16 protein-coding genes are annotated in these 15,391 nt (G+C 67.4%); 8 read left to right on the top strand and 8 right to left on the bottom strand.

Annotated features, from left to right (window positions below; genetic code table 11):
• The first annotated feature begins 99 nt into the window (after positions 1-99).
• Positions 100-1,179: an LLM class flavin-dependent oxidoreductase gene (locus VGP60_RS06200; RefSeq protein ID WP_327546894.1), complete on the top strand. Its 1,080-nt coding sequence runs from the start codon at positions 100-102 to the stop codon at positions 1,177-1,179.
• Here VGP60_RS06200 and VGP60_RS06195 read toward each other — a convergent pair.
• Positions 1,119-4,370 carry an AfsR/SARP family transcriptional regulator gene (locus VGP60_RS06195; RefSeq protein WP_327546893.1) on the bottom strand — a complete coding sequence of 1,084 codons (3,252 nt, stop codon included), beginning with the start codon at positions 4,368-4,370 and terminating at the stop codon, positions 1,119-1,121. The two genes, VGP60_RS06200 and VGP60_RS06195, sit on opposite strands and share 61 nt — an antisense overlap.
• Positions 4,371-4,592: 222 nt before the next feature.
• Between VGP60_RS06195 and VGP60_RS06190 the strand changes: the two genes are divergently transcribed.
• Entirely contained in the window at positions 4,593-5,147 is a 555-nt protein-coding gene (locus VGP60_RS06190) for a hemerythrin domain-containing protein (RefSeq protein ID WP_327546892.1), read from the top strand.
• 1 nt (position 5,148) lies between these two features.
• Positions 5,149-5,394: a hypothetical protein gene (locus tag VGP60_RS06185; protein ID WP_327546891.1), complete on the top strand. Its 246-nt coding sequence runs from the start codon at positions 5,149-5,151 to the stop codon at positions 5,392-5,394.
• Positions 5,395-5,436: 42 nt separating this feature from the next.
• Here VGP60_RS06185 and trxA read toward each other — a convergent pair whose 3' ends face one another.
• From trxA to VGP60_RS06150, 7 genes are all read right to left on the bottom strand, one after another.
• On the bottom strand, positions 5,437-5,784 hold the full coding sequence (trxA, locus tag VGP60_RS06180) for a thioredoxin (protein WP_327546890.1): 348 nt from the start codon (positions 5,782-5,784) through the stop codon (positions 5,437-5,439).
• An 11-nt stretch (positions 5,785-5,795) separates the two neighbouring features.
• Positions 5,796-6,209, bottom strand: a complete 414-nt coding sequence (locus tag VGP60_RS06175; protein ID WP_327546889.1) for a MerR family transcriptional regulator — start codon at positions 6,207-6,209, stop codon at positions 5,796-5,798.
• 43 nt (positions 6,210-6,252) lie between these two features.
• On the bottom strand, positions 6,253-6,804 hold the full coding sequence (locus tag VGP60_RS06170) for a MarR family transcriptional regulator (protein WP_327546888.1): 552 nt from the start codon (positions 6,802-6,804) through the stop codon (positions 6,253-6,255).
• A gap of 72 nt (positions 6,805-6,876) precedes the next feature.
• A complete protein-coding gene (locus VGP60_RS06165; RefSeq protein ID WP_327546887.1) occupies positions 6,877-9,156 on the bottom strand; it encodes an LLM class flavin-dependent oxidoreductase in 2,280 nt (759 codons plus the stop codon).
• 90 nt (positions 9,157-9,246) lie between these two features.
• Positions 9,247-10,452, bottom strand: coding sequence for an amidohydrolase family protein (locus tag VGP60_RS06160; protein WP_327546886.1), 1,206 nt, complete (start codon positions 10,450-10,452; stop codon positions 9,247-9,249).
• Complete coding sequence (locus VGP60_RS06155) at positions 10,449-10,907, bottom strand: GAF domain-containing protein (RefSeq protein ID WP_327546885.1); 459 nt, start codon at positions 10,905-10,907, stop codon at positions 10,449-10,451. Before VGP60_RS06155 ends, VGP60_RS06160 begins: the two co-directional genes overlap by 4 nt.
• Positions 10,904-12,295 (bottom strand): MFS transporter, encoded by a 1,392-nt coding sequence (locus tag VGP60_RS06150; RefSeq protein ID WP_327546884.1) that lies wholly within the window; start codon positions 12,293-12,295, stop codon positions 10,904-10,906. The genes VGP60_RS06155 and VGP60_RS06150 overlap by 4 nt, the downstream gene beginning before the upstream one ends.
• 208 nt (positions 12,296-12,503) lie before the next feature.
• On the opposite strand from VGP60_RS06150, the gene VGP60_RS06145 reads away from it, so the two are divergent.
• The 5 genes from VGP60_RS06145 to VGP60_RS06125 all read left to right on the top strand — a co-directional run bounded on the left by VGP60_RS06145 (position 12,504) and on the right by VGP60_RS06125 (position 15,227).
• Entirely contained in the window at positions 12,504-13,397 is an 894-nt protein-coding gene (locus VGP60_RS06145) for a tyrosine-type recombinase/integrase (RefSeq protein WP_327546883.1), read from the top strand.
• Between the two features lie 527 nt (positions 13,398-13,924).
• Complete coding sequence (locus tag VGP60_RS06140) at positions 13,925-14,098, top strand: hypothetical protein (RefSeq protein ID WP_327546882.1); 174 nt, start codon at positions 13,925-13,927, stop codon at positions 14,096-14,098.
• Positions 14,095-14,361 (top strand): hypothetical protein, encoded by a 267-nt coding sequence (locus VGP60_RS06135; protein ID WP_327546881.1) that lies wholly within the window; start codon positions 14,095-14,097, stop codon positions 14,359-14,361. Before VGP60_RS06140 ends, VGP60_RS06135 begins: the two co-directional genes overlap by 4 nt.
• Positions 14,358-14,786 (top strand): hypothetical protein, encoded by a 429-nt coding sequence (locus tag VGP60_RS06130; RefSeq protein ID WP_327546880.1) that lies wholly within the window; start codon positions 14,358-14,360, stop codon positions 14,784-14,786. The genes VGP60_RS06135 and VGP60_RS06130 overlap by 4 nt, the downstream gene beginning before the upstream one ends.
• Positions 14,787-14,867: 81 nt before the next feature.
• Positions 14,868-15,227, top strand: a complete 360-nt coding sequence (locus VGP60_RS06125; RefSeq protein ID WP_327546879.1) for a hypothetical protein — start codon at positions 14,868-14,870, stop codon at positions 15,225-15,227.
• The last annotated feature ends 164 nt before the right edge of the window (positions 15,228-15,391 follow it).

Here is a 15,391-nt window from a genome sequence, read left to right as displayed (position 1 = left end):
CACGACCCCTGCCGATCAGCGCGTGGGAAGTGAGCGGGCGCGGTCAGTTGACGTGTCATCAAACTGGAGTATTGTGGACACATCAACAAAGGAGTTTCCTTGACCGACGCAACGACCTCCCCAGCTGCCACGCCCGAGCCGATCCGGCTGGGCCTGAACACCTTCGGCGACGTCACCGCCGATGCTCAGGGGCACCTTCTTTCCCAGGCCCAGAGCATCCGCAACCTGGTCGACGAAGCCGTCCTCGCCGACCAGGTCGGGCTCGACTACTTCGGGATCGGCGAGCACCACACCGAGGACTTCCCGCTGTCCGCGCCGGACGTCGTGCTCGGCGCGATCGCGTCGCGCACCTCGCGCATCCACCTCGGCTCGGCCGTGACCGTGCTCAGCTCCGACGACCCCGTGCGGGTGTTCCAGCGCTACTCGACGCTCGACGCGCTCTCCAACGGCCGCGCCGAAGTGATCCTCGGCCGCGGCTCGAGCACCGAGTCGTTCCCGCTGTTCGGCTTCGACCTGGCCAACTACAACGAGCTGTTCGAAGAGAAGGTCGAACTGTTCGCCGAGCTGCTCAAGGAGAAGCCGGTCACCTGGTCTGGCAACACCCGCGCCGCGCTGACCAACCAGGAAGTCCTGCCCCGCACCGAATCCGGCTCGATCCCGACGTGGATCGGGGTCGGCGGCAGCCCGGAGTCGGTCATCCGCACCGCACGGCACGGGATGTCACTGATGCTCGCCATCATCGGCGGCTCGGCCGCGCGGTTCGCCCCCTTCGCCGATCTCTTCCGCGAGGCGCTGCAACAGCTCGACATGCCTTCGCGGCCGATCGGTGTCCACTCCCCCGGCCATATCGCGGACACCGACGAAGAGGCCAAGGAACAGTTCTGGCCGCACTACCTCGACATCTTCGGCCGCATCGGCAGGCAGCGCGGCTTCCGCGAACCCACCCGGGAGTCCTTCGAGATGGAGATCGGGCCGTACGGCGCGTTGTACGTCGGCTCACCGGAAACCGTGGCGAAGAAGATCGTCGCCACGCTCAAGGTACTCGGCGCGACCCGGTTCGACCTGAAGTACGCCATGGGCGGCCTCAGCCACGACAAGCTCCTGCACAACATCGAGCTCTATGGCACCCAGGTCGCCCCGGCCGTCAGGACAGCGCTCACCAAAGAAGGTCTCGCCTGAGCGAAGCCGGGGGCTCTTCCCACGGAAAAGCGGGCGAGCATCTCGCGGGCGCGAGCTTCGGTGGCGACGAGACCTGTTTCGGCGGACAGCGAAATGGCTTGGCCGCACAGGTCCTTGGCTTCGCCGGGTCGTCCGAGGCCGGCGTGCGCCCCGGCCAGCACCAGCAGGCACCTCGCCTCGATCGTCCGCAGGCCACCGTTTCGGGCCAGTGTCAACGATTCTTCGCCGGTACGGACGGCTTCGTCGTGCTCGCGCCGCATGGCGTGGATCCCCGACATCCCGCACAGTGCTTCCGCCACGTGCCAGGCGGACCCCCACGTCCGCGCGACTTCCACCGCTTCCCGCTGGTGCTCGGTCGCCGGTTCCGTCAGCCCCAGCGCGGCCTCGGCCCGCGCCAGCGCGTTCAGCGCGCCGACCTCGGTCTCCCGGTTCTGCTCCCGCCGGGCGAGTTCCAGCGCGTGTACGGCGTGCTCCCGTCCCTGCGCGAACTCACCCATGTCGACGTCGAGCAGGCTGAGCCCGCTCAGTGCCGACGCCTCGCCGTAGAGGTAGGACAGCTCGTGATGCAGCTCCCGCGCCCGGGAGAACGACTCGCGCGCTTCGGCCGTTTGCCCGGTCAGCCGCTGGATCAGGCCCAGCCCGACCAGGGCGACGGCCTCACCGAGCCGGAACCCTTCCTCGACACTGATTTCGTACGCCCGGCTCAGGCAGTCCGAGGCTTCGTCGAGTTTGCACAGCTGACGGTAGATGGAACCGAGGTTGTTGAGCACCTTCATCTCGCCGATGCGGGAACCCCGCGCGCGCTGCAGTTCGAGCGAGCGCATGAGCTGCTCGCCTGCCTCCTCGAACCGCCCCGCGACGCGCAGGGCGATGCCGAAGGCGTTCAACGCGGCCGCTTCGCCTTCGGGCCAGTTGCCCCGACGGAACACCTGGAGCGCTTCGGTCAGCCACTCGACGGCCTGCTCATGGCGTTCCAGGTGGATGAAAGCCAGTCCGACACTCTGCAGCACGACCGCCTCGACGAGCGGCTCGTCATGACGTCGCGCCGCCGCGAGGACGGTGGAGGCGATGTCGACCCATTCGACGCGACGGCCGCGGTGGTAGAACGGGCCGCGCACCGCGTCGGCGAGGTACCACGCCTGCGGGAACGGACCGTGCACCACCGCTTGGCGGACGACGGCCATCATGTTCTCGTGCTCGGCGTCGACCCAGGCGGCCGCCTCCGCGGAATCGGCGAACTTCACCGGCTTTCCCAAGGTGACCGCCGGGTCGCGCGGGATCTGCGGGTTGTGGCGGCGGCCGAAGATGTCGTCGGCGGAATCGGCCGCGGACAGGTGCAGCTCGACGAGCCGAATCCACGCCCGCGCCCGCTCGTCGGCGCTCTCGTCGGTGTCGGCACGCTGCACGGCGTAGTCGCGGACCAGGTCGTGGAACCGGAACCGGCCGGCGACGTGCTGCTCGACGAGATGCGCCGCGGCCAGCCGCTGGAGCCGCCGGGTCACGTCGCCGATCGGGTCCCCGGCGAGCGCGGCGGCACTCACCGGGGTGAAGTCGGGGCCCGCCATGAGCCCGAGCAGGCGGAACAGCCGCCGCAGCTCCGGCGCCAGCGTTTCGTAGGAGACGGCGAACGCCCTGGTCACCGCGCTCTCCTCGGCGCCGTCGACGGTGAGCACCGCCAGTGGGTCGCCCTTGGCGAGTTCGGCGGCCATGTCGGCGATCCGGGGTTCGAGGCTGGTGCTGACGTTCGCCGCCGCGATCCGCAGTGCCAGCGGCAGATGACCGCACAGCCGGGCGAGTTCGTCGACCGCCTCGGATTCGGCGTTGACCCTGGTCGCGCCGAGCACACCGGTCAGCAGCGCGCGGGACTCCTCCAGCGGCAGGACGGTCAGCGGCAGTGACCGCGCGCCGGTCTCCGCGATGAGGTCGCCGAGCCGGTTGCGGCTGGTCACCAGGACGGTGCCGGTCGGCGGGAGCAGCGGCAGGACCTGGCTCGCGTCACGCGCGTTGTCCAGCACCAGCAGGACCCGCTTGTCCGCGAGCGTCGAGCGGTACAGCCCGGCCTGCTCGTCGACCTCGGTGGGGATCCCCTGCGGATCCGCGCCCAGTGCCCGCAGCAGCTGCGCGAGCGCCACGGCCGGTTCCATCGGCTCGCGGTCGGCGTCGAAGCCGCGGAGGTTCACGTACAGCTGGCCGTCGGGGAAGTGCTCCCGGGCGCCGTGGGCCCAGTGCAGCGCGAGCGCCGTCTTGCCGACCCCGGCGATACCGTTGAGCACCCAGACGTCCGACATCGGGGAGCCGGCCGCGAGGGTGGCGGCGAGCTGCGCGTCCAGGAGTGCCAGCTTCTCGGCGCGCCCGGCGAAACCACGCACGTCCCGCGGCAGCTCGGTGGGCCGGACGGCGCCGTTGGCGGACCGGGCGGGGGCGGACCGGGCGGGCGCGATGTCCGGTACCGCGGCGACCACCGGCGCGGGTGTTTCGTCCCCCGGCCGGTCGCCGCCCTGGAGTACCTGCAGATGCAGTTCCCGCAACGCTTTTCCCGGCTCCACCCCCAGCTCGGTGCCGAGCCGTTCGCGGGTCTCGGAGTACACCTCGAGTGCCTCGGACGCCCGTCCGGACCGGTGCAGCGCGACCATCAGCTGGGCCTGCAGCCGTTCCCCGAACGGGTACTGCTCGCAGAGCCGGCGCAGCTCCCCGATCACCAGCGCGTGCCGTCCCGCGGCGAGTTCGGCGTCGAACAACGTCTCCAGCGCGGCCATCCGCTGCTCTTCCAGCATCTGCGCGGTCCGCCGGATCAGTGCGTCGGTGACGCCGCCGAGCGGCGATCCCTGCCAGAGATCGAGCGCCTCGCGCAGGCAAGCCACGCCACGCGCGGTGTCCCCGTTGTCCAGCAGTGCTCTCGCCTCGGCGGCCGAGTCCTCGAAGACCTGGGTATCGAGCTCACCCGGTCGCACCTCGATGAGATAACCGGGCTCACTGCGCACGATCACCGACCGGCCGAGTAGTTTCCGCAGTTCCCACACCCGGACCTGGAGCTGCCCGCGGGCGCTGGCCGGTGGGTTGTCCTCCCAGAGCAGGTCGGTCAGGTGTTCCTCCGACACCACCCGGTTCGCGTTGAGCAGCAGGGCGGCGAGCACGGTGCGCTGTTTCGGGCCGCCGAGCCGGATCGGCCCGCTGTCACCACGGGCTGTCACGGGTCCCAGCAAGCGGTAACGCAGCTCGCTGGACGCTGGGTGGGCGAAGGCATGATCGGAACTGTCGTCAAGTGAGGCGCCCAACATGAGGCCTATCCTGCCAGCGTTTCATCGGTCCGGTCACCGGTTCGTCCGTTTCCGCTGTTTCCGCCACGCGGCGCGCGACGAGTCAGTCACCTACTGTGTTTCCGAGTAGGGATACGGAGAAAGACGGGCGGGCCGATGAGCGACATCACGAAGCTGATCTTGGATGATCACGATTCCTTCCGGCGCCGGTTCGCCGCGCTCGACGACGCCAACGGGGTCGACGAGCTCCGCGCGATCTGGGAACCGCTGGCCGCGTTCCTCGATCTGCACGCGGTGGCGGAGGAAGAGGTCTTCTACCCGAACCTGTTGCGCCGAGGTGACGACGCCGAGGACGAAACCGTCGACGCCGTCGGCGACCACAACGACATCCGGGACGCCGTGCACGAAGCCGAGCGGCACCCGATCGACAGCGACGAGTGGTGGAAAGCCGTCCACGATGCCCGGATGGCGAACAGCGAGCACATGGCCGAAGAGGAGGACGAAGCGCTGGCCGACTTCCGGCGCAACGCCTCGGCCGAACTCCGCGACGACCTCGGCCGCCGGTTCGCCGAGTTCAAAAAGGCCCATCCCGGTGCGCGGGACCTCGACACCGGCGACAAGGACCCGCAGGGGTACGTCAACGAGGTCGAGGCCGGGTTCGAGGGCCATAGCGAAGGTTCCCTCGGCATCGGCAGCTTGAAAGGCCAATGAGATGGCACGGACGTATCGGGCTCAGGTCGGCGAGGAGAACGCCCGCGTGCTGGCCACCGAGAGCCGGACCCATTGGCTCGCCCCGGAGTACCGGCCGATCGACGTCGGCGACGGCTGGATCGAACTGAGCGAACGGGCCCTCGGCGCCTCGCGTGAGCTGGGTGAGGAAGAGGACGGCGCCATCACCGACGACGCCGACGGCCTGCGCATCTGGGTCGGCGACGACGCCTACGACCTCACCCCCTGAAACCCCGGGCGGGGAAAGTGTCGACATATTCCCCGGGGAGGGTCAGGACTCGGCGAGGGCGGCGTCGATTTCGGCGAGCAGCTTGGCCTTCGGGCGGGCGCCGACGAACGCCTTGAGCGGCTTGCCGTCGCGGAACAGCAGCAGGGTCGGCAGGGACATGACTTGGAAGTCCCGCATGGTCCCGGGGTTCTCGTCGGTGTTGAGCTTCCGGATGGTGAGCATGCCGGCCCGCTCGCCCGCGATCTCGGTGAGCACCGGGGCGATCATCCGGCAGGGCGGGCACCACTCCGCCCAGAAGTCCACGAGCACGGGCTTGCCGTGCTGCAGCACTTCCTGGCCGAAGCTCGCGTCGGTGACCGCGGTGATCTCGCCGGACACAGTGGTTTCCATGGACGAACTCCTTAGTGGTTGCGATGGGAAGCGGTCACGACACACGGATCCTCGGTGTAGGAAGGGGTTTCCTGCCGGTCCAAAGCCTCGGACAGCTTGTCGTGCAGTTCGGCCCGCACCGCGCCGAGGCGCGTCAGGCAGGCGTCGACCTCGGCGAGCTTGCGCCGGTACATCTCGATCGAGTCGCCACAGGAATCCCCCGTCTCGTGGCCCGACCGCAGGCATTCGACGAACGGCCTGGTGTCGTCGAGGCTCATCCCGACCGTCTGCAGCGTCTGGATCTCGGCGACCAGCCGGAGGTCCTCTTCGCCGTAAACCCGGTACCCGTTGGCCGAGCGATGGGCCGTCAGCAACCCCTGTGCCTCGTAGAACCGCAACGCCCGAGTCGTCGTCCCGGCCCGCCGGGCAAGCTCTCCGATCCGCATGATCGAAGCGTAAACCTTGACGTGGACGTCAACGCAAAACCGGCTAGCGCCGGGAGTTCGGGCCTTCGGAGAGGTCGAGGACTTCCTTCACGGCCACGCACGGGTCCGTGGTCGGGTCCTCTTCGCGGATGAGGTTCGCGGTGCGCTGCGTCAACGCGAGGAACGTGGCCTTGTCCTCCGGCGCCAGCCCGCGGAACACGAACTCCTCGACGGCCGCCACCTGCCGCTCGGCCTCCACCAGCACCTTGCGGCCGCGCGTGGTCGCCACGATGCGGCGCGCCCGCCGGTCATGCGGGTCGGGGGTGCGCTCGACGAGCCCGGCCTCTTCCAGCTCGTCGATCAGGTAGGTCATCACCGTGCGGTCGATCGCGAGATGCGACGCGAGCGCGGCCTGCGTCGGCAGGTCCTGGTGCACGACGGCGGAAAGCACGTGGAAACCCCGCGGCCCCTGCGGGAGATCGCCCAGGGCGTGCTCGACCCGCTCGTGCCAGCGGCGGAGAACCATGCCCAGCGCCCAGCCGAGGTTGGCGGCCGGGGGCGCGTCGACCTCGGGATTCACGGTGACACTCGCGCCGGCCGAGGACCTGGGGGACATCCTCCGATATTAGCAGAATCAGTCGGCGCCACAGATGACCTGACCAGTACATTGTCTGTGTCGCCCCCGATTTCACCCGGCACGGGAAACCGCCTCGGCCGGGGCGATGTTGAAGTTCCGGTCGAACACCTCGCCGGGGTCGTAGACGGCTTTGAGCGCGCGCAGCCGGGACAGTGCCGGCTCGGGAAACGCGTCGAGGAGACGCTGTTCGCCCAGGTCCGTCTCGAAGCTCAGGTACATCCCGTCCAGGTGCGGGTACAGGTCCGCCCACAGCTCGTCCAGGCGCGCCCGGCGGTCCGGGACGGTCGCGGCGAGCACCGAGAAGTTCTGGGTCCGGTGGGCGTACGCGGTCGCGTCTGAGGGCAGGTCGTTGACGGCGCCACCGACCGAGCGGAACTGCGCGATCAGCACGTGACCGGACCGGATCATCGTTTCCACGGCGTCGGCCGCCTCGGGGGTGATGTGCCGCAGCAGGCCGCTGCGGACGTCGTCGAGGCCCTGCCCGTCGTGTCGGTTGCCCGCCGGGGCGATGATCGCCGCGTACGGCGCGACCTGGGCCTGCTGGTCCAGGATCGGGCCGATACCGAGGAACGGGCTCAACGCGGCCTGGGCCGCTTCGACGTCGTCGCCGGCGTAGATCAGGGTCACCTGAGCGACCGGGGGCTGCTGCCGCCGGGCGGGCATGAGCGTGAGGAAACTGCTCACCTCACGCGGCGCGGCCTCCACCAGCCGCCCCCATTCGCGGAGCATCCCGGCGGTGTCGCTCGCGTCGACCACGAACTGGGCGTAGACGACATCGCCGACCTCGTAGGCCTCCAACTCGAACGCGGTGACGACACCGAAGTTGCCGCCCGCGCCGCGCACCGCCCAGAACAGGCCGGGGTGGTTGTCCTTGTCGACGCGCAGCCAGGTGCCGTCGGCGGTGACGAGTTCCGCGGCCACGACGTGGTCGATCGTCAGGCCGTACTTCCTTACCAGGTAACCGATCCCGCCCGCGGTGGCCAGCCCGCCGACCCCCACGTCGCCATAGTCCCCCGAGCTCATCGCGAGCCCGTGCGGCGCGAGCGACTTGGCGACGTTCCCCCAGCGGGCGCCGGGTTCGACACGGATCAGCCGAGCGGCCCGGTCGAGCACCTCCACTTTGTCTATTGTGGACAGATCGAGCACGATACCGCCGTCACTCGTCGATCGGCCGCTGATGCCGTGCCCGCCGCTGCGGACCGACAGCGGGACGTCCTGCGTCCGGGCGAACTTCACGGCTTCGCGGACGTCACCGACGTTCACGGCCCGGATCACCAGGCCCGGGGAACCCTGCCTCGAGTACGAATGCCGGACACTCTCGTACGCCGGGTCACCGGGCTCGACGACCTTGCCCGCGAGCGACTCCGGCACGGCGTCGTAGTCGATCCCGTTGCTCCGCTTCGCCAGCGCGACCGCGGAACGCGCCGACGTTCCGCCGCTCGCCCGCTCCCGGGCGACCGCTTCGCGCAGCGCGGGCGCCACCTCGGCGCCGAGCGTCTCGATGAGCCGCGGATCGTCCTGGCCGACCAGGAACGTACTGAAGCCGTCCTCCAGCACCAGTGGCAGGAGCTGCTCGACCCACTGCTCGGGCGTGCCCAGCAGGAATCCGCTGTCCGCAGGGGAGAACCCGGCCCGCATGAGGTTGAGCAGCCGCCGCACGTCCCGTGGCTCACGGCCCGCTTCCTCGGCGGCCTCGTCGATGATCCGGTGGGATTCCTTGACGTCCGGAGTCTTCATGTACTCCAGCGTCGGCAGCCATCCGTCCGCCTTCTGCCCGGTCAGCCGGAGCATGCGCGGTTTGTACGCGCCGAGCCAGATCCCGACGTCGTGGGCCGGCGCCGGGCCGCGTTTCGCGCCCGGCACCGGGTAGTAGTCGCCGCCGAGACGCAGCGGCCCGCGCACCGAGGTGTCCCACAGCCCGCGCAGGACGTCGATGGCCTCGCTCAGCGCGTCGACGCCTTGGCCGGGTGTGAGCCGCCGGCCGCCCATGTTCTCGACGGCGTCCCAGAACGCGCCCGCTCCCAGGCCGAGCTCGAACCGCCCGCCGGAGAGCAGGTCCAGGCTCGCCGCGGCGCGCGCGAGGACCGTCGGCGGGCGCAGCGGCAGGTTCAGCACGTTCGCCGAGACACTGATGCGCGCGGTCCGCGCGGCGACCCAGCTCAGCAGCGTCCAGGTGTCGAGGAAGGCCGGGTTGTACGGGTGGTCCTGGAAGGTCGCGAGGTCCAGCCCCGCGGTTTCGGTCAGCACAGCGAGCTCGACCGCCCGTTCGGGGGCCGCCGTCGTCGGCGTGATGAAAGTGCCGAACAGCAGCTCGTGGCCATAGTCGGGCATCAGGTGCTCCTCACCGCAAGTTAGTCTCCAAAGACTATCGTCTGTGGAACAACCTATCTTGCGGACCACCTATTCCGGCTCCCGAGTGATCTAGGAGACGACCACCCCGCCCTGGACGACGTGCCGGAAGCGCTTCGGCTCGGCCAGCACGCCGATATCCTCGAGCGGGTCGCCGTCGAGCACCAGCAGGTCGGCGTGCGCGCCCGGGGTGAGCACCCCGATCTCGCCGGACAGGTTCAGCAGGCCGGCCGCGTTGACCGTCGCCGCGCGGATGACGTCGATGGCGTCCTGTACTTCGCGGCGCAGCCGGAACTCGTGGTTCTGGTGCCGGTGCATACCGCCGAGCAGGTCGGTGCCGTAGGCCAGCTTCACACCGCCGCGCGCCGCGAGCTCCAGGCCTTCGATCCCGGCGGTGAGCACGTCGTCGACCTTGCGCCAGCTCGACTCCGGCAGCCCGAACTCCCGGCCTTCGGTCTTCAGCGCCCAGTACGTGACGAGCGTGGGCACCAGATAGGCGTCACGGGACACGAACAACTGCACGCTGCTGTCGTCGAGCAGGTTGCCGTGCTCGATCGACCGCACGCCCGCCGCCAGCGCCCGGTTGATGGCCCGGGCCGTGTACGCGTGCGCGGCGACATACCGGTTCGCGGCTTCGGCCTCCTCGACGATCGCGCGCAGCTCGTCCATCGAGTACTGGGTGGAGTCGATGCGGTCGGTCGGCGAACTGACCCCGCCGCCGGCCATCACCTTGAGGTGGTTCGCGCCCTTGCGCAGCTCGTCGCGGGCGGCGAGCCGGACCGCGTCGACGCCGTCGGCGATCCGGCCGAGGCCGGCACAGCACTGGTGGCCGTCGTGGCTGGTGGTGCCGCGGTCGCGGGTGTCACCGTGCCCGCCGGTCTGGCTCAATCCCTTGCCGCAGAACAGCAGCCGCGGCCCGCGGATGAGTCCGTCCGCCTGCGCGTCGGCCAGGCCGTAGTCGGCGCCGGACGCGTCGCGGACGGTCGTGAACCCGCGGTCGAGCATCTCCCCCATCGTGCGGGCACTGTGTGCGGCGACGTAGGACGGCGAGTGCGAACCCAGCGCGCCCAGGTCGGCCGTCAGCGCGGTGACGTGGACGTGCGCGTCGATCAGGCCGGGCATGACCACCGCACCATCGGCCTCGATCACCCGCGCGTCGGGCGCTTTCAGGCCACTCCCGTGCTCGACGACAAGGCCGTCTTCACAGCGCAGGTCCGTCTCGGTGTAGCCGCCGGTGACGACGTCGAGCACCCGGGCGTTGCGGACGAGCAGGCTCACTTGTTTTCTCCTCCGACGATTTCATGCTCGATGATTTCGCTGAGCGCGGGGACGGCGAGCGGGGCGAGGGCCAGCGCCACTTCGACACTGCTCCGGTCGTAGCTGCCCTCGGCGTCGAGGATGTTGAGCACGCCCAGCACCTCGCCGCCGCCGTCGACGACCGGCACGTTGATGATCGAGCCGCAGCCGAGGCTTTCGATCAGCTCGTGGTCGGCGAAGATCTCCTTGACCGCGGCCGGGTCCGGGCCGAAGTACGGCAGTTTCCCTTCGATGCAGCGCTCCAGCCAGCCCGCGGCGACTTCGACGGACTTCTCCCCGCCGATCGGGTACTGCTCGGGATGACTGCTGTGCGCGCGGTGCAGCACACCACGGCCGGGGATCCAGGCGAGCACGGTGAACAACCGCACACCCAACTCGTCGCGGACCCGTTGTTCCACTGTGGACAAATCGGTCACTTCACCATCTCCTTCGTCGTGGCGGCAGGCTTTCCTTGTTCTGTCAGCTCTTCCAGCGATCGCCCGGCCGTGGACAGCCCGAACACGACCACGCAGACGACGCCCGCCACGAGCACGGCGGTGGTCAGGCCGAACACGCCCGCGAAGCCGAGGCCCGCTGCGGACAGGCCGATGATCGTGGGCGCGAGAATGCTGCCGATCCGGCCGAACGCGCTGGACAGGCCCGTTCCGGTGGCGCGGATCCAGGTCGGGAACACCTCGGGGGTGTAGGAGTAGACGCCCGCGTAGGTGCCGTTGAGGAAGAACGACAGCACCGCGCCGGCGACCGTGATCGCGATCGGGTTTTCCATCTGCGACAACCAGAACGCGCTCAGTGCCGAGCCCGCGAGGTAGATCGCGATGGTGTTCTTGCGGTCCAGCTTCTCCGAGAGCCACGCGGCGGAGAAGTACCCGGGGATCTGCGCGAGGTAGATGATGATCGAGAACTCGAAGCTCTTGGTGACCGTGATCCCCCGCTCCACCAGCAGGGTCGGGATCCAGGAGAAGAAGCCGTAGTACGAGAACGTGATCACGAACCAGACCAGCCAGATGACCGCGGTGCGCTTGGCCATCGCCGGGCTCCACAGGAACTTCAACGCGCTGATCAGGTTGACCTTCGGCGTCTCGGTGACCGGCTGTGTGGCGGTGTCGGGCACCGGGGGCAGTGGTTTCCCGGTGGCCTTGACGACCCGGCGTTCGAGATTGGCGACGACGACTTCGGCTTCGTCACGACGTCCTTGCTGCAGCAGGAACCGGGGCGATTCCGGCAGCGATCGCCGCCACCACAGCAGCATGATGATCGGCAGTGCGGTGACCAGCTGCGCGATCCGCCAGCCCTCGTCGAAGTTCGGCACGATGAACCGGCCCATCAGCGCGGCCATCACGAACCCGAACGAGAAGAACCCGGCCAGCGCGCCGACGAACCAGCCACGGCGGTGCGCCGGGACGAACTCCGAGAGGAACGGCGCGATGATCGCGCTCTCGGCGCCGGCCCCGAGCCCGGCCAGGACCCTGGCACCCAGGAAGACCTCGTAGCTGGGCGAGAACGCGGCGATCACGGAGAAGAGCGCGTAGAACGCCAGCGCGTACATCATGACCTTCTTGCGGCCGATGCGATCGCCGAGCAGGCCCGCGATGACCGCGCCGAAGAGGAAGCCGAACGGCGTCGCCGAACCGATGAGGCCCAGGTGCCCGTTGTCGAGTCCCCAAACGGTCTTCGCGCTGGGCAGCAGGAACGCGACGATGGCGGAGTCCATGCCGTCGAAGGTGTAGCCGAGCCCGCCGATCAGCAGCAGGCCGTAATGCGGACGACTCAGCGGGAGTCTGTCCAAACGGGCCAACAAGGTCATGACGCACCTTCCCAGATCAGGGGACCAGCGGAGTGTTGGGAGGCAACATATAGTTCGGATTCGCAAAACTGCAAGAGTCTTTGCATCTTTGGTAGGTTAAGACCACGTATCGTGACTGACACCAACTCGTTAAACGGGCTCTGACCTGCGCATGTATGCTCGTGTCGTCGGAAGCTCGGCCACTACAACGCTCGGAGTCATGATACCGATGTCTGAAATCGCCCTCTCGCGCTTGCTGGAATCATGGGAACTTGACCTTCGTGCGCAGCGTAAGAGCCCGCAAACGATCAAGGGGTACCTGACCGGCGCGCGGCAGTATCTCGCGTTCTGCGACGCGCACGGGCTCGAACCGGACCTCGACAAGCCGACGGTCAACGCGTTCGTCTTGAGCCTGCTCGACGCCGGGAGGGAGGCGTCAACCGCGAGCACCCGGCAGTCGGCCGTCAAGCTGTTCAGCGCGTGGCTCGCGGCGGAAGACTTCATCCCCCGAGACCTGATCATCGGACTCGCGCCTCCCCAGCTAGACAAGAAAGTCGTCGACCGGCTGACCGAGGACGAGTGCCGCGCGCTGATTAAAGCCTGTGAGGGCAAGGACTTCCTCGATCGGCGAGACAACGCGATCGTGCGCTTCATGCTCGAAGCCATTGTGCGCGCTAGTGAAACCGTCGACATGACCGTATCGGGCACGAAGACAAGGGTGGGTACCGCGCTGATCGTGCGCGGCAAAGGCGGGAAGGGTCGCACTGTCCCCTTCGGACCGCAGACCGGGAGGGCGATCGACCGCTACCTGATTGTCCGCGAGAAGCACCGGCTCGCACGCAGCGATGTGCTGTGGCTCGGCGAGCGCGGAAAGCTCCTCGGCTACTCGGGGCTCTACAAGGCACTCGGCTACCGCGCGAAGCTCGCCGGTATCGACAACTTCCATCCTCACCTCACCCGGCACACGAGTGCTCAACGGTGGCTCGACGCAGGCGGAAGCGAGGGCAGCCTTATGGCGGTTGCTGGTTGGGCCAACCGGGACATGATCGAGAAGTACACCCGGGCGACCGCGAGCACCCGAGCGGCGGCAGAAGCGCGCACGCTAAACCTCGGCGAATTCTGACTTTTTGGTATTTGTCGAATTAAAAAGATTTTTGACCAGGCGTTTCGTTGCGTCACATAACCGTTATCTAGATACCGAACGCTAACGTGCTACCTTGTTAACACACCGCTCGTACAGGGTGCGGAAGGGCTACAGGCCATACGACTAAACCGTCAATTATGACGGTCCGTCGCTGGCCTGGCGTCTGTGGCGGACCGTCCCGTGTGGACAGGACAGGTCATGGCCCGGCGCAACCTAGACGAAGAGCCCTACGCAACACCGCGAGCCTTGCACAGTGCGATTGGCAGCCACGAATCGTGGGCCCGCACGACGGACCGGAGTGCGCGTACCGCCCCCGGTCGAGAGGCTTTCAACGCCCGCTTCGAGAAGCAAGTTCCGCCTGAGATCACCGATCCGGATGCACGGGCTCGTGCAGCGGAGCACCTTCGAAAAGCCTACTTCCTAAGGCTCGCAGCGAAATCCGCCAAAGCTCGCCGTCTGCGTTCGCAGGCTGCCGCGCTCGAAGCTGAGATCGAAGGTGCTTCGGAATGAGCGACAAATACCGGGACGGGCTCTTGCAGGTCGCTACCGAAACGCTGGCCCTTGCCTCCAAATTCGTGACTATGACTGATAAGGACGGCGAGTCCACCTTTCAGACTGCGGAGTATCGCGCGATCCTCGACGACCTGAGAACCGCTATCGAGACGGAGCAGGGCCGATGACGCTGCACACAAGATTGAACCAGGTGTTGGTAGTGCTGGTTGTCGGGCTAGTCGTCTCGCTCGTCTCGCTGGCCCTCGCGATCTCCCCCGCGTCCTATGCGGACACACCGAAGCCATGGTGCGCGTACCCGGACCCGATCGGCGTTTTCGCCTTGCAGAACGAGATCGAGGCACGCATCACGCATGTTCACAAGTGGCTGCCGGACGTGACCGTCAACCCCGAGACCGTCCACCTTCTGGTTATGTCGGAGTGTGAGCGATGAGCAAGGTCATCGATTCGCTTCGAGATGGCATGGAGTACTTCGAGACCCTGATCGAAACGTCTGCCGATCTCGACGAACTGCGTTACGCAGCAAGGAAGTACCTCGACTATCAGGATCGGGTCATCGAAGCCGACAAGGCGGAGAAGCTGCGCCGGTACGAGCTGATGAAGAACAAGCCGATCAACTGGGCAACGAACGCAGGGAAGGTGCTGCGATACCTCGTCGAGCATGGGTCGTGTACGAACCTCGAATGCGCCGAAGACCTTGGGATGCTTGAACATTCTCAGGACGCCTCCATGAACCTACTGGTTCTCAAGGGGTACGCCCGGAAGAGCGGGAAGAAGGTCCGGCAACGTGATTTCCTGCGCGTTGTATGGGAAATCACTGACAAGGGCGAAGAGTGGTTCGAGGAGCGCGAGAACTGATCGCGTACAGTGAAGAGCCCGCCGAGCTAGGCGAATTGGCTCGGCGGGCTTTGTACTTTTCCTCACAGAAAGGAACGCCTTGTGAGTATAGCAAAGCGCAGGCTCCGACGGAAGTTCGTATGCCGTTACCAATACTACAACGACAACAACGAACTGTGCTTTGAAAAGTGGCGGTTCAGTACGGCTGACGGCGGCAAGACCTTCATGCAGTTCAGCGTTCCCCATCCGCTACCAGTCGGCGAAAGCGGATGGGCCGACAAAGGCGTGCTGCCGAAGTACCGCAGCCTGATGTTCCAGCAGCCGGACGTGCGCACGGCCCTGTTCCTGCAACATGACGTGTACGTCGTCGAGGGTGAGAAGGACGCGCTCAATGGCATCCGGGCGTACGGACTCGAACAACAGTGCTTTACAAGTAGCCCCAACGGTTCTATTGATGGGTAAGGCAAATGTGGCGTGTTCAATCTGCGGCGTAGCGGACTTCTTGTTTGCCGAAGAACGCTTTCACCCTGCCGGGCTGGTTCTGACGGCGGCGTAGATGGGTCCGGGCCTCCTCGGCGAGTTCCTGCTTGTTGCCGGGGCTTGTCCCTGACGCCACATGGTGTTTG

This window comes from Amycolatopsis sp., assembly GCF_036008905.1.
Taxonomy (GTDB): domain Bacteria; phylum Actinomycetota; class Actinomycetes; order Mycobacteriales; family Pseudonocardiaceae; genus Amycolatopsis.
This window is presented reverse-complemented; position numbering and strand designations above follow the sequence as displayed.